The sequence below is a fragment of the Kribbella sp. NPDC048837 genome, from assembly GCF_055586945.1.
Window position 1 is genome coordinate 391,466 of record NZ_JBVJHF010000005.1, and the last position, 25,880, is coordinate 417,345.

Here is a 25,880-nt window from a genome sequence, read left to right on the forward strand (position 1 = left end):
CTTCAGATGATCGGGTGGTGGATGGTCACGAGCTTGCGGCCGTCCGGGAAGGTCGCCTCCACTTGCACGTCGTGGAGTAGTTCGGCGACACCGGGCATGACCTGTTCCCGGGTGAGGACGGTGCGGCCGGTCTCCATCAGGTCGGTGACGCGGGCGCCTTCGCGGGCGCGTTCGATCACCCACGTGCTCAGTAGCGCCACGGCTTCGGGGTGGTTGAGCCGGACTCCCCGGGCCAGCCGGTCGCGGGCGACCATGCCGGCCACGGAGAGCAGCAGCTTCTCGACGTCGGAGGGTGTGAAGTTCACGGTGCGACCGGGAGGACGTGGTCGGACACCTTGTCGGTGCTCAGGCAGAGCGAGCAGACGGCCGCGTCGTGGGTCGCGCATGCGGTCATGTCCGGCCGCTCGTACTCCTGCCTGCACACGTGACACGTCAGCGCCGCGCCCGACGGGTTCCCGTGCTCGTCGTACATCGGCAGGTCCAACCCGTCGTCAGTACGGCGCAAGTAGTACTTGCCCCGCGTCACCACGGCCAGGATCGGCGGCAGTACGACGGCCAGCCCGATCGCGACGAGTGGTGAGTACGGCTTGATCGTGTCGCCGAGTCCACCGAAGAAGACCAGGATCGACACTCCCGCGGCCACCGCCATCGAGACGAAGCCGACCGGGTTGACGGCGTACAGCATGCCCCGCCGGAACTCGGGCGCCTTCGGCGACAGCTTCAGCAGGTACTTGTTGAAGACGATGTCGGAGGCAACGACCACGATCCACGCCATCCCGCAATTCGCGTAGAAGCCGAGGATGGTGTTGAGGAAGTCGAACATGTTCGCCTCCATCAGCACCAGCGCGATCACCAGGTTGAAGCCGAGGAACACCAGCCGCCCGGGGTAGTGCCGGGTCAGCCGGGTGTACGAGTTCGTCCAGGCGAGCGAACCGGAGTACGCGTTGGTGACGTTGATCTTCACCTGGCTGATCACGACCAGTACGACGGCCAGCGTCATCGCCAGCCACCCTGGCAGGAACCCGCGGTAGATCTCGAGGAACTGATGAACCGGCTGGTTCGCGATCGTGGTGCCGTCGGAGACCTGAGCGATGATGTAGACCGCCAGGAAGAGGCCGATCACCTGCTTGATCGCGCCGAAGATCACCCACCCCGGACCGGCCAGCAGCATCGCGGTCCACCACTTGCGTGAGTTCTCCGGCGTCTTCGGCGGCATGAAGCGCAGGTAGTCGATCTGCTCGGCGATCTGGGCGATCAGCGACAGGCACACACCGGCCGCCAGCAGCATCGAGCCGAGGTCCGCGTCCGGGCCGTAGTCGAAGAACGTCGACACCGAGTCCGGGTGCGAGACGACCAGGTAGACGAACGGCAGCACCATCAGGATCAGCCACAGCGGTGTCGTCCACACCTGCAAGGTCGACAACACCTTCATCCCGTAGATGACCAACGGGAAGATCACCAGCGTGGACACGGCGTACCCGAGCCACAGTGGCACGTGCAGCCCGAGCTCGAGACCCTGCGCCATGATCGAGCCCTCGAGGGCGAAGAAGATGAAGGTGAACGACGCGAAGATCACGTTCGTCACCACCGAGCCGTAGTACCCGAAGCCGCTGCCGCGGGTGATCAGGTCGAGGTCGATGTTGTACCGGGCCGCGTAGTACGCGAGCGGCAGGCCGGTCACGAAGATCACCACCGCGAAGATCCCGATGCCCCACAGCGCGTTCGTGGTGCCGTAGGAGATCCCGATGTTCGCGCCGATCGCGAAGTCGGCGAGGTAGGCGATGCCGCCGAGCGCCGAGACAGCGACGACGCCGGTCGACCACTTGCGATAACTGCGCGGCGCGAACCGGAGGGTGTAGTCCTCCAGCGTCTCCCGGGTCGCGGCCGTCTGGGTCGGTAGCTGCGCGGAGGGGTGGGCGGGGGTGCGGTCGTCGAGCGAGGGTTCAACAGTCATGGCGGAACTCCTGCGGCACCTTCGGGCGAGCGGTGCTCCGGCGGACCGGCGACGCTGCCGGCGGGGATGCACCCGAATGGAAGGAACCTAGGAACGCGGTGTTACCGCTGTGTTGCCGATCCGCTACGTTCGTGTATTTCCATCTGGAAGTAATCCCCGAGGTCGGCCTCGAGATCCCGCTGGGTGGCCGCGAGGCGGTCCGCGACGGTCGTGCCGACGGGGGACAGGGCGGTGACGATCCGCCGCTTGTCGTCCGGGTGGATGCGCCGCAGGACCAGACCGCGCTCGACCAGCTTGTCCACGTGCCGGGTCAGGCTCGCGGCCGGGAGTACGGCGGACTCGGCCAGAACCGACATCGGCTGACCGGGCTCCTCGTGCAGCGCCGACATGATCCGCCACTGCTCGATCGTCAGCCCGAACTCCTCGAGCAACGGCGCCAGACCGAGCTCGATCCGGCGCTCGGCCCGCTTGAGCAGCAGGAGCAGGCTGGTCGGCATCCGCACTCCTCCCGTCCTAAGGCCGCGTCTAGGTGCTGGGAAATATAGCCGTTCGCTCGAAGTTGCGCCTCCGGTGCGGTCACACTGTTCGAATCTGCGGTCTGAGGAGGTGACTGTGCGGCGTTCCGATGTGCTGTCGATCGCCTTCGTGGTGCCGCTGCAGGGCCCGACCGGGATCTATGGGCCCTCCTGTCTCGCCTGCGGACAGCTCGCCGTCGAGCAACTCAATGCGCGCAACGGCATCGCCGGTCGCCGGATCGAGCTCGTCCAGGTCGACGCCGGCCGATCACCCGAAGTCGTGGCCGAGGACGTGGGCCGGCTCGTCGACGCCGGCCGGGTGGACGCGGTCGCCGGCTGGCACATCTCCGCCGTCCGCGTCGCGCTCACCCGACGCATCGGCGGCCGGGTCGTCTACGCCTTCGCCGCGATGCACGAAGGCAGCGACGACACCCCGGGTGTCTTCATGCTCGGCGAGCGCCCGGTCAACCAGTTGCTGCCGGCAACCCACTGGCTCCGCGAACATCACGGAGCCCGTCGATGGGTGGTCGTCGGCAACGACTATGTCTATCCGCGCGTGACCGGCTCGGTCGCCCAGGAGGCCTTACAGGGAACGGGATCCGAGGTCGTCGAGTCGGCGTACGTTGCGCTCGGCACCGAGAACTTCAGCCCGGTCATCAATGAGCTGAAGGCAACCAGGGCCGACGGGGTGATCATGCTCCTGATGGGCCAGGACGCGGTCCACTTCAATCGCCAGTTCGCCCGCGCCGGCCTGAGTGAGAACCTGCTCCGCCTCAGCCCGGCGATCGAGGAGAACACGCTCCTCGGCGCCGGTCCGAGTGCCAACGACGGTGTCTACGCGGCCGCGGCGTACTTCGACGGCCTGCAGACCGTGGAGAGCGGCGAGTTCGCCCGGCAGTACTACGCGCGTTTCGGCCGCTTCGCTCCGGCCCTCAACGCGGTGGGCGAGTCCTGCTACGAGGCCATCCGGTTCCTCGCCCGCCTCGGTGAGGTCAGCGGCTCGATCGCGATGTCCTCGGTGGCCGCCCTGCCCACCGGCCACTTCTACGACAGCCCCCGCGGCCTGCTCCGCCTCGACGGCAACCTGGTCGACCAGGACGTCTACCTGGCCGCCGCCGACGGACTCGAGTTCAAGGTCCAGGAGCAGATCGCCCACACTGCTTAGGCCAGGTAGCCGTCGGAGCGGATCAGGATCTCGTCGCCGTCCGCCGCGTGGTAGTGGGCGAAGGCTTCCGGGGAGGTGTACGTCGTCCCGATGTCGACGGTGTGCGGGTGGGTCGAGGGGGTGGTGGGGGAGAAGCGCAGCAGGGTCTCGTGCGGTCCGCGGAAGAGCTCGAACAGCCGGACTTTGTTGCCAGCGGCATCGGTGAGCGGAGCGTCCGGAGCGCGGTCGCCGGACGTGATCGGACGGGTGTCCGACGGGTCGCGGTAGGAGACGTCGAGCTGGCGGGTGTTCTCGCCGCGCTCCATCGCGGCCTCGTCGCCGTCGACGTGCTTCTGCAGCAGGTCCTCGCTGATCCCGAGCACGCGTTCGGCGTTCGTGCGGCGCTCGGTCTCGTACGTCGCCAGCACCTCCTCGCGCCCGTCCGCGAGCTTCCAGCCGAGGTTGTACGCGTCCTGGACGCCGGTGTTCAGGCCTTGGCCACCGGTCGGCGGGTGCACGTGCGCCGCATCGCCGGCGATGAAGACCCGGCCGACCCGGAACCGCTCGGCCAGCCGGACGTTCGGCCGCCAGACCGTCGACCAGGTCAGGTCGCGGAGCTTCGCCGTACCCGGACCGGCGTACCGATCGACGAGCTCCTGCAGGGCCTCGATCGACGTGTCGGCCTCGTTGGTGTCGAGCGGAGCGCCGAACTGGAACTGGTCGCCACCCGAGAGCGGTGTCATCGCGATCCCGGCCATCGGGTTCTCCTTGGTCGCGAACCAGTAGCCGAACTCGTGGTCCAGCCCGTCGGCCGCGACATCGCCGAGCAGCGTCCGGATCGACTCGTCCGTGGTCCCCTCGAACGCGATCCCGAGGTGCTTGCGGACGAAGCTCCGGCCGCCGTCCGCGCCGACCAGGTAGGTGGCCTCGACCGTCTCGCCGGTGGAGAGCTCGGCGGTCACCGAGTCGTCGTCCTGGGTGAACCCGACGATCGCGGTGTCGAGCTCGACGCCTACGCCGTACTCCGCAAGCTTGTCGCGCAGGATCTTCTCGGTGCGCGACTGACCGAGCATCCGGGCGTTCGGGTACGGGATGTCCGGGGTGGGCTCGACGGGCTCGGCCATCCGGCGCTCGTCGACCAGCGTGCCGTCGAGGGAGATCTTCATCAGCGGGATCGCGATGCTCTGCTGCAGGACGTCGTCGACCACACCGAGGTCCTCGAACACCTCCAGCGTCCGCGGCTGCAGCCCGTCGCCCCGCGATCCGTTGAAGAACTCCGTCGCCTTGTCGATCACGCGGACGGCGACACCCCGCCGGGCGAGGTCGATCGCCAGCGTCAGGCCGGTCGGCCCGGCACCTGCAATCAAGACGTTCATACTGGTCTCCTTGGGTGAATTATGATTCACTGAATTTAGATTCAGTGTGAACCTGGCTAGGGTTCGCTGTCAAGGAGGTTCCTGGTGACGGACGCGGTGAGCCGCCGGCAGCGGGCGGCCGGGACCGAGGTGGCGCTGAAGCAGGCCGCCCGGGAGGTGTTCGCCGAGCGCGGATACCTGAACACGAAGATCACCGACATCACCGCGGCCGCGGGCCGCGCGACGGGGTCGTTCTACAACCACTTCGCGAGCAAGGAGGAGCTGCTCGAGGCGCTCCTGAAGGACATGCTCCTGGAGGCGGACGAGGCGGTGCACGACGACGCCGGCCACGACGCGGACTTCAGCAAGGTGTCAGCGGTCCGCTGGCACGTGGCGGCGTTCTGGCGGTTCTACCAGGCGCACCTGCCGGAGATGATCGCGGTGAAACAGGCCGCGATGGTCGACCCGGAGCTCGGTCCCCGGCTGCAGCAGATCATGGCCGACGACGACCAGCACATGATCGAGCACTTCTCCCGCCTGCCGAACCCGCCGGCCGATCCGCTGGTGCAGATCTCCGCCATGAACGCGCTGATGGAGGGCTTCGCCTACACCTGGCTCGTGGTGAACCCGCCCAACGGCCAGACGATCACCGACGACCAGGCCATCGACGCCCTCACCAACCTCATCCACCACGGCCTGACCGGCGGTGCGCGCTAGCTCGTCCTGTGCACAATGGGAGGATCTGTGGGCCCTGTTGGGGAGGCATCGTGGCCGACATCGAATCCGTGCAGCCCAAGATCCCGCTCGGTCACAAGGTGCGGGCCGCACTCGGCGCTCTGCTCGCGCTGCTGGTAGTTCTGACCGGTGTCGCGATCGTCCTCGTCGTCAGCCTGAGCCGGGACGAGTCCCGGGTGAAGGAGGACGTCCCGTTCGCGACGGCGATCGCCTCGGCGTCTCTGGACGCGAAGAGCGTCGCCAACGACCAGCGCGGCTTCCTGCTGACCGGCGACCCGATGTACCTGCGCGAGGCCGACCAGAGCGTGGCCGCCGTACGCCGGGAGCTCGCGACCGCGGTGCGAGTAGCGACCACGGACGAGCAACGCCGGGCGGCGAATGCGTCCAGTGCCGGCTTCGAGCGCTGGTGGACCGCCACGCGCGCCGAGTTCGCGAGCTACCAGGCCGGTGACAAGCAAGCAGCCATCGCCGCGTCGGTGGGACCGGACCGAGCCCTGCGCAAGCAGTACGAGGAGTCGCTGCAGCAGACTCGGAGTCTTGGTCAGACCACACTGCAGTCCGCCACCGGCTGGCTGCCCAGCTCGGCGACGAGAGCCGTCGTGATCCTGGTCGGCAGCCTGCTCGCGGCGTTGCTGGCCGGCTCGGTGATCGCGTACTGGCTGGTCCGGCAGATCGCCACGCCGATCTTCAAGCTCGCGGCGATCCTGACTGCCGACCCACTCTGACCCGGGCTACTCGTCCGGCGGGGGTGGCTCCTCGGCGCCTTCGCGTTCGTCGCGGGCGGCCCACTCCATCAGGGTGTCGAGGGAGTAGACGTTGTCGTCGATGGTCTCGTGCAGGTCGCCCAGCTCGGCGAAGCGTTGGGGAACCGTGGCGATGGTGAACGCGCGCGGCTCGACGTCGTCCACCTCGTCCCAGCGGATCGGGGTCGAGACGGTGCCCTCGGGGTTGCCGCGGACCGAGTACGCGGCCGCGATCGTGTGGTCGCGGGCGTTCTGGTTGAAATCGACGAACAGCTTCTTCGGGTCCCGGTCCTTGCGCCACCACGTCGTCGTCACGTCATCGGGTGCACGCCGCTCGACTTCCCGCGCGAACGCCAGGGCAGCCCGGCGTACGTCGGAGAATCCGTACGTCGGCTCGACGCGGACGTAGATGTGGATCCCCGAACCGCCGGACGTCTTCGGATAGCCGACCGCACCCAGGTCGTCGAGGACCTCGTGAGCGACGTGCGCGACCCGGCGGACCCGGTCGAACGGGCAGTCCGGCATCGGGTCGAGGTCGATCCGCCACTCGTCGGGCTTCTCGGTGTCGGCACGCCGCGAGTTCCACGGGTGGAACTCGACCGTCGACATCTGCACCGCCCAGGCGACGTGCGCGATCTCGGTGACGCACAGCTCGTCGGCGGTCCGGTTGTAGCGCGGGAACTTCACCCGCACGGTCTCCATCCACGGCGGCGCTCCATGCGGCAACCGCTTCTGGTGCACCTTCTCGCCGGACACGCCCTCCGGGAACCGGTGCAGCATGCACGGCCGCTCCCGCAAGGCGCGCACGATCCCGTCGCCGACGGACAGGTAGTACTTGACCAGGTCCAGCTTGGTCTCGCCGCGGGCAGGAAAGTACACGCGGTCCGGATTGGAGATCCGCACCGTCCGGTCGCCGACCTCCAGCTCGATCGCCGGAGACTTCGCCTTCCCCTTGGACTCAGCCATGCCCTCAACCTAGCGGCGCCCAGGGACAAACCGCACTAAGCCAGTCTGGTCAGCCAGTTGCGGGTGTCGGGGGTGCGGCCGTACTGCAGGTCGAGCAGGGCGCTGCGGATCGACCGGGTGACCGGGCCGACGCCATAGTCGACCGAGTGGTCGCCGATGGTGAGATCGCCGTCGGGCCAGGCGACCCGGCCGATCGGGGTGATGACCGCGGCCGTGCCGGACGCGAACACCTCGGTGATCTCGCCGCTGCGCACGCCGTCCTTCCACTCGTCCGCGGAGATCAGCCGCTCCTCGACGGTGTGCCCGAGATCCTTCGCGAGCTCGACGACCGAGGCCCGGGTGACCCCTTCCAGGATGGAACCGGTCAGCTCCGGGGTCGCGATCCGGCCGTCGGCGTACACGAAGAACATGTTCATGCTGCCGATCTCCTCGAGCCACTTGTGCTCGACGGCGTCGACGAAGGCGACCTGCTCGCAGCCGTTCGCGACCGCCTCGGCCAGTCCGGCGAGGCTGGCAGCGTAGTTCCCACCGCACTTGGCCGCACCGGTCCCACCGGGCGTCGCGCGAATGGTCGAGGTCGTCAGCCAGATGGAGACCGGCTTGGGGCCGGTGTCGAAGTACGGACCCGCGGGCGAGGCGATGACCCCGAACAGCACCTCCCGCGCCGGCCGCACGCTCAGCGCGGCCTCGGTGGCGATCATGTACGGGCGCAAGTACAGACTGGTCTCGCCGTCCTCGGCCGACGGCACCCACGGCTCGTCCACGGTCACCAACGCACGTAGGGCCGCGATGAACGCGTCCTCCGGGACCTGTGGCAGCGCGAGCCGCTCAGCGCTCGCGGTGAAGCGGGCCGCGTTTCGATCCGGCCGGAACGCCCAGACGGATCCATCCGCGTGCCGATACGCCTTGAGGCCCTCGAAGATCTCCTGCGAGTAGTGCAGGACGGCGGCGGCCGGGCTGACCGTGAGCGGCGCGTACGCCGTCACCTTCGCATCATGCCATCCACTCTCGGGCGTCCAGTTCGCCACCACCATGTGGTCCGTGAACGCCTGCCCGAACGCCGGCTTGGCCAGCACCTCCGCCCGAGCCTCCGCACTGGCCGGATCACTCCGCAACTCGACCGCGAAGTCCCACGCGTCTGTCACCGTCGTCTCAGCTGTCACCCTGCGCACGCTACTCCCGACACTCACCCGACCACGACCCGCCGCCCACACTCCGGCCGTTCAGGTACGCCCGGCGCTCCAGAAGCACCTGCAAATCCCGTACGCCGGGCAGCCCGGGCGCACGCTCTCGCACGGCGGACAGCACCCGGTCGGCGTCGTCGTACAAGTAAGAGGTGTGCCACTCGCCCGGAAGCTCGACCAGGACTCGCATCGCCAGCGCCAGCGCGGCAGCGACCTCTCCCTCCAGTGCCAGGCACTCCGCCTGCGCGACCTGCAGTCGTGCTCGCTCACCCAGGTTGCCGTCGGGACACAGCTCCAGCGCACGCCCCAGCAGCAGGCATCCGGCCGTCCCGTAGCCCAGGCTCGTGCACACTCTGCCTTCCAGGGCATGCACCTGGTACGTCGGCAGGTCGGTTGCCGAGGGCAACGCATCGGAACAGCTCAGCAACCGTTGCAGAGCCCGGTGTGCCTCGACAGCGTCGCCCAGTGCGGCGAGGACGCGTGCACGCACCGCATGAGCCCGGAGAACAGCGCTGGTGTGCTGAGCAAGCGCCAACGCTTCGTCGGCCATCTCCAGCAGCTGCGGCAGGGGCCGTCGCTCCGTCAACCCGCTGACCGCTTCGGCGGCGCGCACCTCACTCCGGAGCCGGCCCTCACCCGACTCGTCCGCGACCGCTCGGGCGGCCCACCACCAGCGCCCCGCGCCGCGCGACTCCCCGAACCCGGTCAGTGTCTCGGAGATCAGCACACACAGCCGCGTAGCCCGGGCCGCTTCCGGCCCGCGGGCCTGGAGCAATCGCAGCTCGCTCACCAGCTCGGGCAGCAGTCGAGCCGGCGGAACACTCTCCGGATCTGCGCACTCGTCGACTTCGCCGTACCCACTGGTCAGCTGGTGCCACGCGGCGCTCAGCGGATCAAGGGGGACCGGCTCGATCGGAGGGCGCTTGCGGTGCGCCTGCGTGTAGGCGTCGGTCAGCCGGCTGCCGGTGCCGAGCTCGCGGTCGCAGAGGCGCGCCAGATCGGCGGATCCCGGGCGTTGGCCGCGCTCCACCTGCGACAGGTAACTGTGGTCGTACCCGACGCGGCCTGCCAGTTGCCGCAGGCTCAAGCCGGCCGCCTGCCGGCACTGCCGCAACTGCGTGCCGAACCCCGTTCCGAAAGCTGTCCCGAAGGTTGTCTCGGCCACAGGATCACCCCCGTTCGCGCTCCGAGCCCTCCGGCCCGCTCACTGGTCCGCCTGGTGGTTGCGGTGCGTGTCGACGACGGTACGAGCCCCCACCGACAAAACCAGCCCAAGCGGGGCAGTCAGGGGTGTGGGCTGTTCGCACAGCCCACAGACCACACCTGTTGTGCACAGCGCGCGCTGGGCGAAGGTGCAGAGGTGAACACGATGCAGCGACAGGCTCGCCTCTTCCGTCTGGTCCGCCACACCGACCCCTCCGGCGTCCACGCAACCGGCACCCTGGCCGAAGGCGTGGAGTGGTCGGACGGCACCGTTGCGCTGCGGTGGCGCGGCCCGTGGCCGAGCACGTCGACCTGGGACGGCGGCGTCGACTCAGTGCTCGCAGCCCACGGCCCCACCGGCCGCACCCAGATCCACTGGCTCCCCAACGCGCCCGCGGTCGTGAGCAGGACGTCGGCACCGGCGAGAGCAGCAGGACGCGTGACGACCGTCTGGCTGCCGGCGCCCGGCGCGGACGGCCTGTGCTCCCGCTGCGGCCGGCCCTGGCCATGCCTCAGTTGCGGACCGTAGCCACCTGGGTCGAGTGAGGTGAGACAACGCTGTCAGGCGTTCGCTGATCCGGTTTAGTGTTAGGGGATTTGCTCAGGTGCGGGAGGGGTGGTGTCGAGTGGCGGACGGTGCGGTTGTGGATCCGCTGGACGAGTTGGACGCACAGCTGGCGCGGCTGCGGAATGTGGCGGACGAGCTGCGCGGGGCGCGCGGGCGGCCGGTGCTGGAGGGAAACCAGGTCGAGCTGATCGAGGACGGTCCGACCCTGCTGCGCGCGTACGAGGAGTTGCAGAAGAGCTCGCGGTACGAGGTGCGGGTGCTGGATCGCCCGCCGTATGTGACGCCGCCCTCGGCGCAGCAGAAGCTGGAGCTGGACCGGCTCGCCGACGGCGTCGGGTATCGGGCGATCTACGGGACCGAGATCTTCGAGTCCGAGGACATCCTGGGCGTGTTGCCGGAGCTGCAGGCGGCCGGCGAGGTGGGCCGGGTGCTGGCTCAGGTGCCGATGAAGATGGCGGTGGGGGACGACCACACCGCGCTGATCGGGCTGACGAAGCGGGCGCCGGCCGAGTCCAACCTGCTGATCAGATCGTCCGGATTGCTCGACGGGCTGATCGCGACGTTCGAGATGTTATGGGCGTTGGCGATCCCGATGCCGGCCCTGCTGGCCAACGGGGATGTCCCGGCCCTGCGGGCGCCGGACCGGGACATCTTGCTGTTGCTGGCCGGCGGGGCGACCGACGACATGATCAGCCGCCGGCTGCGGATCAGCCCCCGGACGACCCAGCGCCGGGTCCGCGCACTGATGGAGTCCCTCGGTGCGCAGACCCGGTTCCAGGCAGGTGTTCAGGCCGCCCGGCGCCGCTGGATCTAGTTGATCGTCACCACCGTCCCGGCCCGGTTCGGGAACTCGACGAAGCCGGTGGAGCGCTTGTCCGTCGGCAGGCCCGACCAGGACGCGGTGACCTGGAACGGTTTGAAGGCCGCCGGTGCCACCGGTGGGCTGACCTGCAGCGCACGACCCGACGTGGACGTCACCACGTTGGTCTGCATCGTGTACTGCGTGGTGTCAGCGCCCGGCGGGTTGGACAGGGTGATCGCCAGCACGCCCCACACACCGAGCGTCGGTGCCGGGACGGTCGCCGACGCCTGGTTGGAGCCGTCGCCCACGAAGGACAGCAGCTGCATCTGACCGTTCACGACCTTGTAGAGCACCAGCCAGATGCTGCCGGCCGGGTCCACGGTCTTGATGTTCCACTGCACGGCCTTGGTCTGCGCGGTCACTGTGACCGGGTAGTTCGGCAGATCCGCGTCCGCGGCACCGGCCGGGACCGCACCCGGTACGAGCGGAGCCGACACGACGCCGTACGAACGGATCGGAGCGCCTGCCGCGCCGGACGTCGCCTCGAAGGAGACGCTGCCGGCGGCGCCGGAGCCGGTGACGTTCGCCGGTGCCAGCACCGACGTCGGGACCACGGCGATCGGGCTGCGGACGCTCTTGCCGGCGCCCTGCCAGGTCAGCCAGCCGCTGGTGGTGTCACCCGACGCCGCGGTGTCCAGCGTGAGCTTCACCTTGAAGGTCTTGGTCTGACCGGCCGCGGTGAAGTTGAGGATGGACGGCGTCACCACGGCCTTCATGCCCGGCACCGAGACAGTCGCCCGGTACAGCCCCGGCGTCACCGCGGTCACCCGCCGGGTGATCGTCTGCGTGCCGAGCAGTTGGCCGACCGCGATGGACGGAGCGTTGTAGTCACTCGGGTCGATCGCCGGTGCGCCGGTTCCGGTGTCGACACCGCTGCCCTCCAAGTAGCCCAGCCAGTCCGCATCACCCGAGTCGTAGACCAGTCCGGGGTCCAGCATCTTCGACGGCTGCACCTCACCGGCACCGCGGTCGAACGGGTTGCTGTCGACGGCACCAGTAGAGGTCAGTACGTCGCCGGCAGTCGTCATCAGCGCCGACTTGACCGCCATCGGCGACCAGTCCGGGTGCTTCGCCAAGTACAACGCCGCCAGGCCGGCCACATGCGGTGCGGCCATCGACGTACCCGAGTAGAAGGCGTAGCTCTGGCCGGCGTTCGTCGGCGGTGCGACCGCTGCCAGCACGTTCACGCCGGGCGCCGCGAGGTCCGGCTTCAACAGGTCACCGTTGCTCGCGGTCGACGGCCCACGCGACGAGAAGTCGGCCATCTGCGGGTAAGGATCGCCCACGCCGGTGGTGTTGCCCGGCAGGAGCTCCGCGGTCCCGCCACCGCCGGCCGCATAGGCCTTGACGGACAGGGCACCCGGCACGTTGAGGTGTACAGTCGGTACGACGTGGGAGTCGCCGAGCGCGTCCTGGTCGAACAGGTTGAGTAGCACCATCCCCACACCGCCGGCCCGCTTCACCTCGGCGGACTTGTCGACCCGGGCACCCACGCCGCGCTCACACACGACGATCTTGCCCGCGGTCTTGGCCGCATCGAGCGTGCCGGGCAGACATCCCAGCGCATCGGTGTCGCTTGCCGCCGCGGTCTTCACGGCCGGCCCGTTGACCAGCGGGTGTGAACCGGTCTCGGCGGCGATGCTCGTGCTGATCCCGGCGTACTTCTGCCCGTTACCCAGCACGACAGTCCCCGCGTACGGCGCTACCGTGCTCGCGCCGACCGTGGTCACCCAGGGAGAGGTGTTGTCGAGCGTGGACGCGTCCGGACCGGAGTTACCGCCCGCCGCGGACACGAAGATGCCGGCCGACGCCGCGGACATGAAGGCGAGCTGGACCGGGTCGGTGTGCGCGGACTCGAAGATCGAGCCGACCGAGTAGTTGATGACGTCGACGCCATCGGCCACGGCCTGGTCGATCGCGGCCAGGATGTCCGACGTGAAGCCGCCGGAGTTCTGGCCGTCCTTGCCTTCCCAGAGCGCCTTGTACACGGCGATCTTGGCGGCCGGTGCGACGCCCGAGACGGTGCCGAAGCCGATACCGCCCACCGAGACGTCGACACCCGGGTTGCCCGCGGCGGTCGAGGCCGTGTGCGAGCCATGGCCCTCACCGTCACGAGGGGAGACGTAGTCCGCTCGTGCTTCCGGCGGGACGAAGCCGAGCCAGCCGTCACCGAAGTACTTGGCGCTGATCAGCTTGGTGTTGCACAGGTCCGCGGTGAACTGCTCACCCGCCTCGCAGCTGCCGGTGAACGTGTCGCCGTCGGCTTTCTGCATGACAGTGGTGTCGCCGGAGCGGTACGGCCGGTAGGGGTCCGCTGCGGTCGGGGGCGTCGTGCCGAGCGCCGGTCCGGCGAACGACGCGCTCTCCGGCCAGATGCCGGTGTCGACGACGCCGACCACGACACCCTTGCCGGCTGACGCCGTACCACCGAGTGCGTTCCAGACTCCGGTCTTGCCGGAGAGCTTGAGGAAGTCGGTCGACTTGCGGTCGTCCAGAGCGACGCGCAGCTGGTCAGGGACGACCGAAACCACGCCCGGCGTCTTGCTGAGCTCGTTGACCTGCTTGGAGGTCAGTGAGGCCGTAAAGGCGTTCAGTGCGGTCGAGTAGTCGTGCGAAACCTTGGCGCCGACGTGCGCCGCGACCTGTGCGTGCTTCGAGCTCAGGAAGCTGCGGTAGCGCTTGGCGTCGGTGCTGTTGACCTCGACCTTGCGACCGGCAGCGGGCTTGGTCGCCTTGAGACCGGTCAAGCCACCTTGGTACGTCGCGACGGGCTTGTCGGCCAGTGTGACGACGTACCGGCCCGGTGCGAACGTGGGCAGACCCATCGAGGTTTTCGCCGACTCGGCCGGTGGCTGTGCGGAGCCTGGTGGAGCCACCAGGGCGGTGGTGATCAGCACAGCGCCGGCGAGCAGTGCGGCCCTCCGGCGCAGGTTGGGATGGTTCACGTGATGCCTCCACGGGGGACGGTGGGTCCCAGTAGTCCTGACCGCGGCTGTAGCCCCGGTCGCCCGCCCCCGAGCCCGGACGTCGAAGAGCCTGCCAATCCGGCGCTCCGGGTACACGGTTTTGGCTTCTACTGGCCGCTGGCGAAAACCTGCCATCGGCGGCGTCGGGTTCCTGACAGAGTCGGGTTTCCGACCGCTGTGACGCATTGACCTGTAGTTATGGAGGGTCTCTACTTAATCGCTATGCGATGGCTTGCGGTTGTCTTCGGGGTCCTGTTGGCCGGCATCACGGTGCCCGCGCAGGCCGCCAACATCCTGACCAATCCGGGGTTCGAGTCGGGCTCGCTGAGCGGCTGGAGCTGCTCGGGTGGCTCTGTCGTCACCAGTCCGGTTCGAACGGGTGGCTATGCGCTCAACGGAGGCGTGACCAGCTCGGACTTCGCGCAGTGCAGTCAGACGGTCGGCGTGCAGCCGAATACGTCGTACACGCTGTCTGCGTGGGTGCGCGGGTCCTACGTGTATCTGGGAGTCACCGGCGGCTCGTCCACCTGGACGCCGTCTGCCGCCAGCTACACGCAGTTGAGTCTGTCCTTTACTACTGGGGCGAGTCAGACGTCCGCACAGATCTATGTGCATGGCTGGTACGGCCAACCGGCGTACCAGGCCGATGACTTCAGTCTCGACGGCCCGGGCGGTACTCCGGGAGCTCCGAGCGTTCCTGGTACGCCGAGTGTCACCGGTACGACGAACTCCGCCATCTCGCTGAGCTGGCCGGCATCGACGGGCACAGTCACCGGCTATCGCGTGTACGAGGGGGCGAGCGTCGTACAGACCGTCACTGGTACGACGGCGACCGTCAGTGGACTCGCGGCGTGCAGCAGTCACACGTACTCGGTGGCGGCGTACAACAGCGTCGGTGAGTCGGCCAAGTCGTCGGCAACGACGGGTACGACGGGCGGCTGCACCAGCACGGGATTGCCGAAGCACGCGCTGATCGGCTACCTGCATGCGAGTTTCGCGAACGGATCCGGGTACGTGCGGATGGCCGACGTACCGGCCGAGTGGAACATCATCAATCTGGCCTTCGGAGAGCCGACCAGCGTCACGTCCGGAGACATCCGGTTCAACCGCTGCGCGGCGAGCGAATGTCCGAACGTGGAGAGCGATGCGGACTTCATCGCGGCGATCCGGGCCAAGCAGGCGGCCGGGAAGAAGGTGCTGATCTCGATCGGCGGTGCGAACGGGCAGGTGCAGCTCACCACCACGGCGGCCCGGGACGCGTTCGTCAGCTCGGTCAGCACGATCATCGACCGGTACGGGCTGGACGGGCTGGACATCGACTTCGAGGGACACTCGCTGTACCTGAACGCCGGTGACACCGACTTCCGCAACCCGACCACTCCGGTGATCGTCAACCTGATCTCGGCGTTGAAGACGCTGAAGGCGAAGTACGGCGCGAAGTTCGTGCTGACGATGGCGCCGGAGACGTTCTTCGTCCAGGTCGGCTACCAGTTCTACGGCGGCGCCGGTGGCGGCGACAACCGGACCGGGTCGTACCTGCCGGTGATTCACGCGATGCGTGACGCCCTCACCGTGCTGCACGTCCAGGACTACAACTCGGGACCCGTGATGGGGCTGGACAACCAGTACCACACCATGGGCGGCGCCGACTTCCACATCGCGATGACCGACATGGTGAAAGCCGGATTCCCGGTGGCGAACACCGGTCAGGCGTTCCCCGGACTGCGGGACGACCAGATCGGATTCGGACTACCGGCGGCGGTCAGTGCCGGCAACGGCTACACCGCCCCGGCAGCCGTGCATCAGGCGCTCGACTGCTTGGTGAAGGGGCAGAACTGCGGTGGTTACAGCCTGCGCGGCGGTACGTCGCCGGCGTTCCGCGGGCTGATGACGTGGTCGATCAACTGGGACCGGTACTACAACTGGGAGTTCCAGAACAGCCACGCGCCGTACCTCGCAGCCCTGCCCTGAGACCCGCGGTCCGCGGGCGCCACAGCGCCCGCGGATCGCCGGTCGAACCGATCCGGTCCGCGCCCAGCCCCCGCGGACCGGATCAGGGCTGTGGATTACCGATCCCGCTTTGTGGCTTCGCGCTGGTATGAAGGAGGCATGACAGCGTCAACGACCCGCCCGGTGATCCTCACCGTGGACGACGACCCCGGCGTTTCCCGGTCGATCGCCCGTGACCTCCGCCGTCGGTACGGCGAGGAGCACCGCATCGTCCGGGCGGAGAATCCGGCCCAGGCGCTGGACGCCCTGAAGGAGCTGAAGCTCCGCGGCGAGCCGGTCGCCCTGCTGCTGGCCGACTACCGGATGCCCCAGATGTCCGGCATCGAGTTCCTCGAGGCCGCGATGGACCTGTTCCCGCTCGCCCGCCGCGTGCTGCTGACGGCGTACGCCGATACCGACGCGGCGATCCAGGCGATCAACGTGGTCGACCTCGACCACTACTTGCTCAAACCGTGGAACCCGCCGGAGGAGAAGCTCTACCCGGTGGTCGACGCGATGCTCGACCTGTGGAAGGAGACCCCGGAGCCGTCCACCGACGAGACCAAGGTGATCGGTCACCGCTGGTCGGCGCCCTCGTTCGCGGCCCGTGACTTCCTGGCGCGGAACGCGGTGCCCTACCGCTGGTTCGGCGTCGACGACGACGAGAGCCAGCGACTGCTCGCCGCGGCGGGCATCGACGGGTCCACCCTGCCGGTGGTGATCACTCCGGACGGGACGGTGATGGTCGCGCCGAGCGAGGCCGAACTGGCCGACAAGGTCGGGCTGCTGACCGCCCCGACCCAGGACTTCTACGACCTCGTCGTGGTCGGCGGAGGCCCGGCCGGCCTCGGCGCCGCGGTGTACGGCGCCAGCGAGGGACTGCGGACCGTGCTGGTCGAGCAGTTGGCCACCGGCGGCCAGGCCGGCCAGTCCAGCCGGATCGAGAACTACCTGGGCTTCCCGGACGGTGTCTCCGGTGCACAGCTCACGGACCGGGCCCGGCGGCAGGCGATCCGGTTCGGGGCTGAGCTGCTGACCGCTCGTCAGGTGGTCGGGCTGGAGACCCTCGGCAACGCACGGCGGTTGATGTTCTCGGACGGCAGCGAGATCTCGTCGCACTCGGTGATCCTGGCGACCGGGGTGTCCTACCGGACCCTCGAGGCGCCGGGGGTCGACGACCTGTGCGGCCGCGGGATCTACTACGGATCGGCGACCACCGAGGGTCCGGCCTGCGCCGGCCAGGAGGTCTACATCATCGGCGGGGCGAACTCGGCCGGCCAGGCCGCGGTCTATTTCTCCAGGCATGCCAAACGCGTGCATATGCTGGTGAGAGGACCATCGCTCACCGCGACGATGTCGTCGTACCTGATCGACCAGATCAACGACATCGACAACATCGAGGTGCACACCTGCACGCAGGTCGTTTCCTGTAAGGGCTCGGAGCACCTCGAGGTGGTGACCCTGCTGAACAGCCAGACCGGCGAGAGCCGCGAAGTGAGCACGGAGTGGATGTTCGTGTTCATCGGAGCGGCGCCCCGGACGGACTGGCTGCCGACCGACCTGCTCCGCGACGAGCGCGGCTTCGTGCTCACCGGTCCGGACCTGCACGGCAAACCGCTGGGCTGGCCGCTGGACCGGGAGCCGTACCACCTGGAGACGAGCATGCCGGGCGTGTTCGCCGCCGGCGACGTCCGCGCGGAGTCGGTGAAGCGGGTCGCCTCCGCGGTCGGCGACGGAGCGATGGCCGTGACACTGGTGCACCGATACCTGGAGATGCTCTGATGACTGACCACACCGAGGAAGAGCGCCGGCTGACTCCGGACGAGCTGCGCACGCTGTTCCTCTTCGAGAGCCTGACGGACGAGCAGTTGGAGTGGCTCGCCGGGGTCGGGTACGTCGAGTCCTGGCACGACGGGATCGTGTTCAACGAGGGCGACGAGGCGACCTGCTGCTACGTCCTGCTCTCCGGTGAGATCCGGCTCTGCAAGCTCTCGCACGGTGAACTGGTCGAGATCAACCGGACCGGCCAGCGCGGGGTCTACTCCGGTGCGTTCAACGCCTTCTTCGGCGCCAACGACCACAAGTCGTACACCGCGACGATGCAGGTGACGCAACCGTCGGAGTTCTTCGTCATCGGCGCGGACACGATGGCGACGATGATGAACACCTGGTTCCCGATGGCGGTGCACCTGATCGAGGGCTTCGTGATGGGCATGCGGCGGACCAACGAGACGCTGGGCGAGCGCGAGCGGTTGCTTGCCCTCGGCTCCTTGTCGGCCGGCCTCACCCACGAGCTGAACAACCCGGCCGCCGCGGCGGTCCGGGCCGCGGCCACGCTGCGGCAACGCGTCTCCGGGATGCGGTCCAAGCTGGCGATGCTCGCCGACGGCACGCTGGACGCGACCAAGCTGCACCAGATCGTCGCGCTGCAGGACGACGCGGTCGAGCGGCTGGAGAAGAACAAGGACAAGGACATCTCCCCGATGGAGTTGTCCGACGCCGAGGACTCGTTGACCGACTGGCTCGACGACCACGACGTCCAGGCCAGCTGGGACGTCGCGCCGGTGCTGGCCGCGGCCGGCCTGGACGTGCCGTGGATGGAGGAGGTGCTGACCGCGGTCGGCCCGAAGTACCTCGAGGGCGCGGTCCGCTGGCTGATGTACACGATCGACACCGAGTCCCTGATGAACGAGATCGACGACTCGGTCACGCGCATCTCGACCCTCGTCGGCGCCGCGAAGCAGTACTCCCAGATCGACAGAGCGCCGTACCAGATCGTCGATCTGCGGGAGCTGCTGAAGTCGACGCTTGTGATGATGTCGGGCAAGTTGCAGGGGCTCGAGGTGGTGAAGGACTTCGATCCCGAGCTGCCGCCGATCCCGGCGTACGCCGCCGAGCTCAACCAGGTGTGGACGAACATCATCGACAACGCGGTCAGCGCGATGGGCGGATCCGGCACGCTGACGATCCGGACCAAGCGGGACGGCGCCTACGCGGTCGTCGAGATCGGCGACACCGGTCCGGGGATCCCGGCGGAGATCCGGCGCCGCATCTTCGAGCCGTTCTTCACCACCAAGCCGATCGGCGAGGGGACCGGCCTCGGCCTCGACATCTCGTGGCGCATCGTGGTGAAGAAGCACCACGGTGACCTCCGGGTCGAGTCCGAGCCGGGCGACACCCGCTTCAAGATCGTCCTCCCGCTGGACCCGGAGAAGGAGCTGGAGTCCGACCCGGCGCTGCTTTCGTAGCTCAGGGCAACCAATCGAGGATGGTGGTGACGGCCTCGGGGTCGACGTGCTGGGCGGTTTGGTAATCAGCCAGGGTCGACGGCTCGGAGCCCGGGAAGAACAGGTGGTTGTCGGCGGCCAGGACCTTGATGGTCGCGGCGGGGACGCCGTCGCGCCAGGCGGGGAGGTCGTCGGCGGCCGTCACCTGGTAGTCGCGGCCGCCCTGGAGGATCAGGATCGGTACGTCGAGTTTCGCGGCCGTGGCGACGGCGTCGTACGCGCGGAGGTCGAGCCAGTAGGAGCCCGGCATACCGAACGGGAGGTCCGCGGGCGGGGTGTCCGGTGAGAGGTCCGGGCTGTCGACGACGGCGGCCTGGCGTTCGAACAGCTCGATCGTCCCCGGTGGAACGGCTTCCGGGTTCGTGGTGCTGAGGTAGGTCATCACGCGGACGGCGGCGTGGTGCATGGGCTGGGTGTCGCCGGCCATGATGACGAGTCCGGCGACGAGGGGTTCCTCGGCCGCGATCTTCGGTGCGACCTTGCCGCCCATGCTGTGACCGATCAGGAACACGTGATCGACGTACTGCTTCAGGCTGTGTACGGCGGCGATCGCGTGCGGGACGTACTCCGCCGTCATGGTGTAACCCGGCTCGGTCATCACCTCGGGCCGGTTGGCGGAGAGCTTGTCGAAGCGCAGGACGGTGATGCCCTGGCTGGCGAGTCCCCAGGCCAGATCCTTGAGCGGCTTGTCGGGGCCGCTGGTCTCGTCGCGGTCGAAGGGGCCGCCGCCGGCCAGCAGTACGACGCCGCTTCCGGTGGGGTGCGCAGGCAGTGTCACGGTTCCCGGCACCACCCGGCCGCCGGCATCGAGGGTGATCTCTTCCTCGGTGAAGCGGGCGGGATCGGCGTACGGCGGAGGAGTCCAGTCGGTCATCGACTCACCTTTCTCAGTGTTTGAGAAAGGTAGCATGGCGTGAGATCGTTGCGCCATGGGTCCCTTGGAGCTGCTCGGGCATCCGGTCCGGCTGCGCGTCGTCCATGCGTTGCGGGGTGGGCGCGAGCTGACGACGGGCGAGCTCGGTGAGCGGATCGCGGATGTCTCGAAGGCGACGCTGTACCGGCATGTCGAGCTGCTGGCCGAGGGCGGGATCCTCGAGGTCGCCGAGGAGCGCAGGGTGCGGGGCGCGGTCGAGCGGCGGTTCCGGCTGCGGCAGGAGCGGGCGTCGATCAGTGCTGAGCAGGTGGAGCAGCTCACAGTGGACGATCATCGGCGAGGTTTCGCCGCGGCGATGGCAGCGCTGGTGGCTGAGTTCAACGCGTACCTCGATCACGAGGGTGCTGACCCGATCGGTGATCTTGTCGGCTATCGGCAGCATGGGGTCTGGTTGAGCCGGGAGGAGTTGGAGCAGTTGATCGAGGGGATGCGGGCGGCGATCCTCCCGGCGCTGGCCAACGAGGCGACGCCTGACCGGAAGCGGTATCTGCTCAGTCCGATCCTGTTCCCGGTGGAGGACTCCTGACGTGGTCACACTTTGTCGCTCGGATGCGTCAACAGGACGTAGCCGAGATGACGAGGAGACAATGATGCGGACGAGTGAGCAGGCCGTCGTGCGGTTCCACACGTACGTCGTGGAGCCCAAGAATCTCGAGGAGTTTCTGATCCGCCGGGCCGCGGTGATCGATCTGATCCGGGCCGCTCATCCGGGGCTGGTCTCGACCCGGCTGGTTCGGCTCGAGGACGACAGCTACACGGATACGTGGCAGTGGGAGTCGATGGCGGCGATGGCGGCGGCCTTCCCGCTGGCGAAGAGCCCCGAGGCCGCCGCAGCCTGGTCCCTCACCTCCGACTCCTCCGCCGTCAACGGCGAGGTCATAGCCGACCGCTAGCTCCCAAGGTGGGTGTGGTCGGGAGCAAGGTCTCGGCAAGGCGTCGGCCGGGTGTCGGGGGAGGTGGGGCTCGGGGTCGCGGGTGTCGGGGCAGGTGGGGCTTGGGGTCGCGCGTGTCGCGGCGGGCGGGGCTCGGGGTGGCTGGGGGTGGTGGGCCGGTGTCGGGGCAGGCGGGGGCGGTCAGGGGATGGGTTGGGTGGCTTCTAGGTCGGCGATGGCTTCGCGGGTGGCGGTGGTGAAGGTCCAGAAGAGGCGCAGGGTGGTGTGTTTGCGGTCCTCTCGGGTGTTGATGCGGAACATGGCCCGGCGCAGCGGGGTGGTGAGCTCGAGTTGGGCGCCGGCGCCGAGGAGGGTGCGGTTGGCGATGTTGGTGGGCTGGTCGCCGTTGAGGTCGGGGACGGAGACGGCGTCGACGGCGCGGATGCCGGCCGCGTCGAGCCTGGTCAGCAGGTGGGTCTTGAAAGGCTCGCTGAGACCGCCGACGAGGACCGCCCGGGTGCCGTCCGGGAGTTCGGCCTGGGACGTCGTGCACCCATGGAGACCGATGGCGTTGAGTGAGCCGGCGGTGATGGCCCGGGCCACGTGGTCGTCGCAGCCCGTGGACGTGACATGGAGTTCGCTGTTGCCGGCACCCCGCAGGCCCTCGAACATCCAGTAGTCGTGGACCGGCCCGCCAACCGGCCTCGGGTTGAGGTCGGCCGGGTGATACCCGGCGATCGCCACGCACAACTCCGACGTACCCGCCTCGATGCCACCTCCGTGGGGAGCCAGGATCGCCGTGTGCTGGACACCGAACCGCTCGGTGAGCTCGTCGTCGAACCACCCATGCCGCCGGTACCGCCGCGCGTAGTCGACGCCCTCCGTCAGCTCGGTGTCGGCGTACAGCTCGGTGTTGGTCGAGAAGCTTCGCGAAGTCTCCACGCCGATCTCCCTCCCACCCACTCTGAACCTAGCGCGGCCGCGCGTACTTAAGAACAGGAGGTAGTCCGGGTTTTCGGCGCAGAGCCGAGGGGATTGACGCTCAGCCGGGGATATACGTAGACGACTACGTCCCGTTCTTGGGTACGGCGATCAGCGGAGTGCGGTGCCGTGGGTGTGGGTGAGGAGGTGCAGGTCGTCGCGGGTGGGGAGGGATTCCCAGTCGCCGAGCGCGGTGACGCAGAAGGCGCCGGAGGTGGTCGCGCGCTCGAGGCGGGCCTCGGGGGTGAGGTTGTCGAGGGTGGCGGACAGGTAGCCGGAGACGAAGGCGTCGCCCGCGCCGATGCTGTCGACGACGGTGACCGGGAGGGCCGGGCGGTGGATGGTGCCGTCGGAGGAGTGGACCCAGGCGCCCTTGCCGCCGGCGGTGACGACGACCTGGTCGACGGTGCTGTGGGCGAGGAGCTCGGTCACCGGGTCGGCGGCATCGGTGAGGAGATCGAGTTCGTCGTCGGACGCGAAGACGGTCTGGACATGGGGGAGCAGTTCGCGGAGAGCGGTCGCGGCGTCGGGGCGGGACCAGAGGCGAGCGCGGTAGTTGACGTCGAGTGAGACCTGCACGCCGGCGGCGGACGCCGTGCGTACGGCGGCCAGCGTCGCGGCCCGGGCGGTGTCCGAGAGGGCCGGGGTGATGCCGGTGACGTGGAGCAGGCGTGGTTGCGTGGCGTCGATCGCCGCGACGCACTCGTCGGCGGTGAGGGTCGAGCCGGCCGAACCGCGGCGGTGGTAGCTGACCCGGGTGATGTCGTGCGACGGCTGGTCGAACGCGATGAACCCGGTGAACGACGCGTCCGAGAACCGCAACCGGCTGGTGTCCACGCCCTCGGCGCGAAGCGTCCGCCGGATCAGGCGGCCGGGCTCGTCGTTGCCGACAGCACCTATCCAGGCGGCCTGGTGGCCGAGCCTGGACAGGCCGATGGCGACGTTGGTCTCCGAGCCGGCGATCGACAGGTGCGCGTCACCGCCGAGCCGCATCGGGCGGGCGGTGCGCAACGAGACCATCGTCTCGCCGAGGGTGAGCAGGTCGGTCATCAAGGAGCTCCGAAAGGTTCAGACGCCGAGGGTGCTGCGGAAGGTGGCGGCGCGCGCGGCCAGCTCGGCCTGCGATCCGCCCGTACCGGCGTCGCCCTGCAGCGGAGAGCCGACACCGACGGCCAGCGCGCCCGCAGCCAGGTACTCCGGGGCGGTGGCGGCGTCGACCCCGCCGACGGCGATGAGCGGCGCATCGGGGAGTGGGGCGCGGAGCTCGCGGAAGTAGCCGGGGCCGTAGACCTTCGCCGGGAAGATCTTCACCGCGGTGGCGCCCAGGTCCAGGGCGGCCACGACCTCGGTGGGGGTGAGTGCGCCGCAGAGCAGCGGGAGGCCGAGCTCGACGCTGCGGTGGGCGCCGCGGGTGATGGCGGGCGTGACGACGAAGCCGGCGCGTGCCGCGGCGACCTCGTCGGCCTGGGCGGCGGTGATGACGGTGCCGGCGCCGATCAGGATGCCGGGGTCGTACTCCGAGCGGGCCTTGGCGATCGCGTCCACCGCGCCGGGCGTGGTGAGGGAGACCTCGAGTGCGGTGATCCCGGCCTCGACCAGGGTGTGGATGCACTCCAGCGCGCGGTCGGGTCCATCGGCGCGGATGATCGCGAGCATCTTGCGGTCGCGGAGTTCGGCAAGCAGGTCCATGGTCTCCAACCTAGGGGATCGATTCAGACATAGGACGTCCCATGAGCTCTGTTCTGGACGGTCTGATTGTGGCTAAATAACGGAGAGAACAACCCGCCCCGTTGTTTACTTTCAGTTCATCTGGAGGCATCCGCCCATGCCCAAACGCCTTCCACTGCTCATCGCCGTCGCCCTGGCCGCCGCCGGGCTGACCGTCCCGGCCGTACCCGCGCAGGCCGCCATCACCCAGACCGTGCTCTTCAACAAGGGTGACGCCGGCTACGGCTGCTATCGCATCCCGGCCATCGTGAAGACCAAGGCCGGCACCCTGCTCGCCTTCGCCGAGGCGCGGCGCACCTGGTGCGCGGACTCCCAGGAGATCGACCTGGTGATGCGTCGCTCCGAGGACGACGGCCGGACCTGGTCGGCGGCGCAGACCGTCCTGTCCGGCACCGACACCGACCCCAACGCGGTCGCGACCCGTGGCAACCCCGCGCCGATCGTGGACTACGAGACCGGTCGCATCGTGCTGCTCACCACGATGGACCCGGGTACGACGACCCGCCCGAGAACGCCGTACGTGCAGTTCAGCGACGACGACGGGAAGACCTGGAGCACGGCCGAGAACATCGGTGACCAGATCGACGATCCGGCGTGGGGCTGGTACGCGACCGGGCCGGTGCACGGCATCCAGTTGACCCGCGGTACGCACGCCGGCCGGTTGGTGGCCGGGACCAACTACGACAATGGCGCCGGTCTGAACGCGGGCCAGCTCGTCTACAGCGACGACCACGGCGAGACCTGGCACAAGGGCGCGACCGATCTGCGCTCCGATGCGACGCCTCAGGAGATCAGCGTCGTCGAGAAGGTTGACGGCGGCATCTATGCCGGTGCCCGCAACAACGCCGGCGGTGCCGGAGCCAGCCGGATGTTCGCGGTCAGCAACGACGGTGGTGAGACCTACGCGGCGCCGTACGCAACTGTCGCCGGACTGACCACGCCGACCGTGCAGAGCTCGCTGCAGCGGCTGCGGGCGGTCGATCAGGGGGACAAGTACAACCGGATCCTGTTCGCGGCTCCGGCCGATCCGGAGCGGCGTCGGTACATGACGATCCGGTCCAGCTTCGACGAGGGCAAGACCTGGCAGTCCGTTGCCGACGGCACCCGAATCACCAGCGACTGGTCCGGATACTCCGACATGGCCATCCTCGACACCGGCGAGATCGGGCTGCTGTACGAGGGCGGGTCGGTCGACGCGCGGGACCAGATCCGGTTCGCCCGCTTGACCGAGACCGATATCGGTCACCCGGATGCGCCGCTGGGTACGACGACGCCGGACGTCTCCGGCTACGGCAACAACAGCTACCTCCGCGGCGGGACAACCTCGGTCGCGGGGAAGTTCGGTCAGGCCCGCGACCTGGACGGATCCGACGACGCGATCCAGCTGCCGTTCGCCGAGTCGCTCGCGGTCGGCGCCGGTGACTTCACCGCGATGGCGTGGATCAAGTACGGCGCGAGTACGGCGAACCAGGTGATCTTCTGGGGCTACGGGATCAACGAGTTCTCGCAGTTCTGGCTGCGCGCCGAGCCGGCGGACGGCCGCATCCGCGGGCTGATCACCACCGGCGGAAACACGGCGGCCGTCGCAACCACCAAGGCCTACAACGACAACGCCTGGCACCACGTCGCCCTGCAACGCAAGGCGGGCACGCTGTCGATCTGGGTCGACGGAACGGAAGCCGCCAGCGTCACCGCACCGACCGGATCGGTCAGCCCCGGTCGCCCGTTCAAGATGTACGTCGGTCAGCGGCTGGACGGCGCGCATCACTTCGACGGGTCGATGGACGAGGTCCGCCTCTACAAACGAGCGCTCACCGCAACCGAAATCAACAGCATCCGCACCACGAACAGCACGACGGTGCCGAACGTCGTACTCGACCTGCCGCTCGGGTGA

Annotated in this window: 23 protein-coding genes; 11 read left to right on the top strand and 12 right to left on the bottom strand. The window is 68.7% G+C overall.

Going from position 1 to position 25,880, the window contains the following annotated elements:
• Positions 1-2: 2 nt before the first annotated feature.
• The 3 genes from ACZ6O0_RS25325 to ACZ6O0_RS25335 form a co-directional block, all read right to left on the bottom strand.
• Positions 3-305 (bottom strand): urease subunit gamma, encoded by a 303-nt coding sequence (locus tag ACZ6O0_RS25325; RefSeq protein WP_465767448.1) that lies wholly within the window; start codon positions 303-305, stop codon positions 3-5.
• On the bottom strand, positions 302-1,954 hold the full coding sequence (locus tag ACZ6O0_RS25330; protein ID WP_465767449.1) for a purine-cytosine permease family protein: 1,653 nt from the start codon (positions 1,952-1,954) through the stop codon (positions 302-304). Before ACZ6O0_RS25330 ends, ACZ6O0_RS25325 begins: the two co-directional genes overlap by 4 nt.
• 101 nt (positions 1,955-2,055) lie before the next feature.
• The gene (locus ACZ6O0_RS25335; protein WP_465767450.1) at positions 2,056-2,451 is read right to left on the bottom strand and encodes a MarR family winged helix-turn-helix transcriptional regulator; all 396 of its coding nucleotides are present in this window, start codon (positions 2,449-2,451) and stop codon (positions 2,056-2,058) included.
• A 115-nt stretch (positions 2,452-2,566) separates the two neighbouring features.
• Here ACZ6O0_RS25335 and ACZ6O0_RS25340 point away from each other — a divergent pair, with 115 nt between their 5' ends.
• Positions 2,567-3,634 carry a substrate-binding domain-containing protein gene (locus ACZ6O0_RS25340; RefSeq protein WP_465767451.1) on the top strand — a complete coding sequence of 356 codons (1,068 nt, stop codon included), beginning with the start codon at positions 2,567-2,569 and terminating at the stop codon, positions 3,632-3,634.
• Here the strand turns inward: ACZ6O0_RS25340 and ACZ6O0_RS25345 are convergent.
• Positions 3,631-4,989 carry an FAD-dependent monooxygenase gene (locus tag ACZ6O0_RS25345; RefSeq protein ID WP_465767452.1) on the bottom strand — a complete coding sequence of 453 codons (1,359 nt, stop codon included), beginning with the start codon at positions 4,987-4,989 and terminating at the stop codon, positions 3,631-3,633. The genes ACZ6O0_RS25340 and ACZ6O0_RS25345 overlap by 4 nt on opposite strands.
• Before the next feature lie 84 nt (positions 4,990-5,073).
• Between ACZ6O0_RS25345 and ACZ6O0_RS25350 the strand changes: the two genes are divergently transcribed.
• Positions 5,074-5,685: a TetR/AcrR family transcriptional regulator gene (locus tag ACZ6O0_RS25350; protein WP_465767453.1), complete on the top strand. Its 612-nt coding sequence runs from the start codon at positions 5,074-5,076 to the stop codon at positions 5,683-5,685.
• A gap of 50 nt (positions 5,686-5,735) precedes the next feature.
• Entirely contained in the window at positions 5,736-6,428 is a 693-nt protein-coding gene (locus tag ACZ6O0_RS25355; protein WP_465767454.1) for a CHASE3 domain-containing protein, read from the top strand.
• A gap of 6 nt (positions 6,429-6,434) precedes the next feature.
• Here ACZ6O0_RS25355 and ligD read toward each other — a convergent pair whose 3' ends face one another.
• The 3 genes from ligD to ACZ6O0_RS25370 are packed head-to-tail and all read right to left on the bottom strand — an operon-like array spanning position 6,435 to position 9,761.
• The gene (gene ligD, locus ACZ6O0_RS25360; protein ID WP_465767455.1) at positions 6,435-7,412 is read right to left on the bottom strand and encodes a non-homologous end-joining DNA ligase; all 978 of its coding nucleotides are present in this window, start codon (positions 7,410-7,412) and stop codon (positions 6,435-6,437) included.
• A gap of 35 nt (positions 7,413-7,447) precedes the next feature.
• Entirely contained in the window at positions 7,448-8,584 is a 1,137-nt protein-coding gene (locus ACZ6O0_RS25365) for a branched-chain amino acid aminotransferase (RefSeq protein WP_465767456.1), read from the bottom strand.
• Position 8,585: 1 nt separating this feature from the next.
• Positions 8,586-9,761: a helix-turn-helix domain-containing protein gene (locus tag ACZ6O0_RS25370; RefSeq protein ID WP_465767457.1), complete on the bottom strand. Its 1,176-nt coding sequence runs from the start codon at positions 9,759-9,761 to the stop codon at positions 8,586-8,588.
• Between the two features lie 204 nt (positions 9,762-9,965).
• Here ACZ6O0_RS25370 and ACZ6O0_RS25375 point away from each other — a divergent pair, with 204 nt between their 5' ends.
• Together ACZ6O0_RS25375 and ACZ6O0_RS25380 are read left to right on the top strand one after the other, a co-directional pair.
• Entirely contained in the window at positions 9,966-10,328 is a 363-nt protein-coding gene (locus ACZ6O0_RS25375; protein WP_465767458.1) for a hypothetical protein, read from the top strand.
• Between the two features lie 97 nt (positions 10,329-10,425).
• Positions 10,426-11,181, top strand: coding sequence for a helix-turn-helix transcriptional regulator (locus ACZ6O0_RS25380; protein WP_465767459.1), 756 nt, complete (start codon positions 10,426-10,428; stop codon positions 11,179-11,181).
• On the opposite strand, the gene ACZ6O0_RS25385 is transcribed toward ACZ6O0_RS25380, so the two are convergent.
• Positions 11,178-14,174, bottom strand: a complete 2,997-nt coding sequence (locus ACZ6O0_RS25385; RefSeq protein ID WP_465767460.1) for a S8 family peptidase — start codon at positions 14,172-14,174, stop codon at positions 11,178-11,180. The genes ACZ6O0_RS25380 and ACZ6O0_RS25385 overlap by 4 nt on opposite strands.
• A 243-nt stretch (positions 14,175-14,417) precedes the next feature.
• Here ACZ6O0_RS25385 and ACZ6O0_RS25390 point away from each other — a divergent pair, with 243 nt between their 5' ends.
• From ACZ6O0_RS25390 to ACZ6O0_RS25400, 3 genes are all read left to right on the top strand, one after another.
• Positions 14,418-16,166, top strand: coding sequence for a chitinase (locus ACZ6O0_RS25390; RefSeq protein WP_465767461.1), 1,749 nt, complete (start codon positions 14,418-14,420; stop codon positions 16,164-16,166).
• Between the two features lie 138 nt (positions 16,167-16,304).
• Entirely contained in the window at positions 16,305-17,966 is a 1,662-nt protein-coding gene (locus tag ACZ6O0_RS25395; RefSeq protein ID WP_465767462.1) for an FAD-dependent oxidoreductase, read from the top strand.
• Positions 17,966-19,432 carry an ATP-binding protein gene (locus ACZ6O0_RS25400; RefSeq protein ID WP_465767463.1) on the top strand — a complete coding sequence of 489 codons (1,467 nt, stop codon included), beginning with the start codon at positions 17,966-17,968 and terminating at the stop codon, positions 19,430-19,432. The genes ACZ6O0_RS25395 and ACZ6O0_RS25400 overlap by 1 nt, the downstream gene beginning before the upstream one ends.
• A gap of 1 nt (position 19,433) precedes the next feature.
• Here ACZ6O0_RS25400 and ACZ6O0_RS25405 read toward each other — a convergent pair whose 3' ends face one another.
• Positions 19,434-20,345 (bottom strand): alpha/beta hydrolase family protein, encoded by a 912-nt coding sequence (locus ACZ6O0_RS25405; RefSeq protein ID WP_465767464.1) that lies wholly within the window; start codon positions 20,343-20,345, stop codon positions 19,434-19,436.
• Between the two features lie 55 nt (positions 20,346-20,400).
• Here ACZ6O0_RS25405 and ACZ6O0_RS25410 point away from each other — a divergent pair, with 55 nt between their 5' ends.
• Positions 20,401-20,931, top strand: a complete 531-nt coding sequence (locus ACZ6O0_RS25410) for a helix-turn-helix domain-containing protein (RefSeq protein ID WP_465767465.1) — start codon at positions 20,401-20,403, stop codon at positions 20,929-20,931.
• Positions 20,932-20,995: 64 nt separating this feature from the next.
• Positions 20,996-21,298 carry a hypothetical protein gene (locus ACZ6O0_RS25415; protein ID WP_465767466.1) on the top strand — a complete coding sequence of 101 codons (303 nt, stop codon included), beginning with the start codon at positions 20,996-20,998 and terminating at the stop codon, positions 21,296-21,298.
• Positions 21,299-21,478: 180 nt separating this feature from the next.
• Here ACZ6O0_RS25415 and ACZ6O0_RS25420 read toward each other — a convergent pair whose 3' ends face one another.
• From ACZ6O0_RS25420 to ACZ6O0_RS25430, 3 genes are all read right to left on the bottom strand, one after another.
• The gene (locus tag ACZ6O0_RS25420) at positions 21,479-22,219 is read right to left on the bottom strand and encodes a poly-gamma-glutamate hydrolase family protein (protein ID WP_465767467.1); all 741 of its coding nucleotides are present in this window, start codon (positions 22,217-22,219) and stop codon (positions 21,479-21,481) included.
• A 150-nt stretch (positions 22,220-22,369) separates the two neighbouring features.
• Positions 22,370-23,308, bottom strand: a complete 939-nt coding sequence (locus ACZ6O0_RS25425; protein WP_465767468.1) for a sugar kinase — start codon at positions 23,306-23,308, stop codon at positions 22,370-22,372.
• Between the two features lie 18 nt (positions 23,309-23,326).
• Positions 23,327-23,947, bottom strand: a complete 621-nt coding sequence (locus ACZ6O0_RS25430) for a bifunctional 4-hydroxy-2-oxoglutarate aldolase/2-dehydro-3-deoxy-phosphogluconate aldolase (RefSeq protein ID WP_465767469.1) — start codon at positions 23,945-23,947, stop codon at positions 23,327-23,329.
• Between the two features lie 136 nt (positions 23,948-24,083).
• Between ACZ6O0_RS25430 and ACZ6O0_RS25435 the strand changes: the two genes are divergently transcribed.
• Complete coding sequence (locus ACZ6O0_RS25435; RefSeq protein ID WP_465767470.1) at positions 24,084-25,880, top strand: exo-alpha-sialidase; 1,797 nt, start codon at positions 24,084-24,086, stop codon at positions 25,878-25,880.

Bases quoted from the DNA above. Each gene is read 5' to 3' on its own strand.
- ACZ6O0_RS25330 (WP_465767449.1), bottom strand. From the start codon at position 1,954: ATGACTGTTGAACCCTCGCTCGACGACCGCACCCCCGCCCACCCCTCC.
- ACZ6O0_RS25335 (WP_465767450.1), bottom strand. From the start codon at position 2,451: ATGCCGACCAGCCTGCTCCTGCTGCTCAAGCGGGCCGAGCGCCGGATC.
- ACZ6O0_RS25345 (WP_465767452.1), bottom strand. From the start codon at position 4,989: ATGAACGTCTTGATTGCAGGTGCCGGGCCGACCGGCCTGACGCTGGCG.
- ligD (WP_465767455.1), bottom strand. From the start codon at position 7,412: ATGGCTGAGTCCAAGGGGAAGGCGAAGTCTCCGGCGATCGAGCTGGAG.
- ACZ6O0_RS25375 (WP_465767458.1), top strand. From the start codon at position 9,966: ATGCAGCGACAGGCTCGCCTCTTCCGTCTGGTCCGCCACACCGACCCC.
- ACZ6O0_RS25390 (WP_465767461.1), top strand. From the start codon at position 14,418: ATGCGATGGCTTGCGGTTGTCTTCGGGGTCCTGTTGGCCGGCATCACG.
- ACZ6O0_RS25395 (WP_465767462.1), top strand. From the start codon at position 16,305: ATGACAGCGTCAACGACCCGCCCGGTGATCCTCACCGTGGACGACGAC.
- ACZ6O0_RS25400 (WP_465767463.1), top strand. From the start codon at position 17,966: ATGACTGACCACACCGAGGAAGAGCGCCGGCTGACTCCGGACGAGCTG.
- ACZ6O0_RS25405 (WP_465767464.1), bottom strand. From the start codon at position 20,345: ATGACCGACTGGACTCCTCCGCCGTACGCCGATCCCGCCCGCTTCACC.
- ACZ6O0_RS25410 (WP_465767465.1), top strand. From the start codon at position 20,401: ATGGGTCCCTTGGAGCTGCTCGGGCATCCGGTCCGGCTGCGCGTCGTC.
- ACZ6O0_RS25415 (WP_465767466.1), top strand. From the start codon at position 20,996: ATGCGGACGAGTGAGCAGGCCGTCGTGCGGTTCCACACGTACGTCGTG.
- ACZ6O0_RS25425 (WP_465767468.1), bottom strand. From the start codon at position 23,308: ATGACCGACCTGCTCACCCTCGGCGAGACGATGGTCTCGTTGCGCACC.
- ACZ6O0_RS25430 (WP_465767469.1), bottom strand. From the start codon at position 23,947: ATGGACCTGCTTGCCGAACTCCGCGACCGCAAGATGCTCGCGATCATC.
- ACZ6O0_RS25435 (WP_465767470.1), top strand. From the start codon at position 24,084: ATGCCCAAACGCCTTCCACTGCTCATCGCCGTCGCCCTGGCCGCCGCC.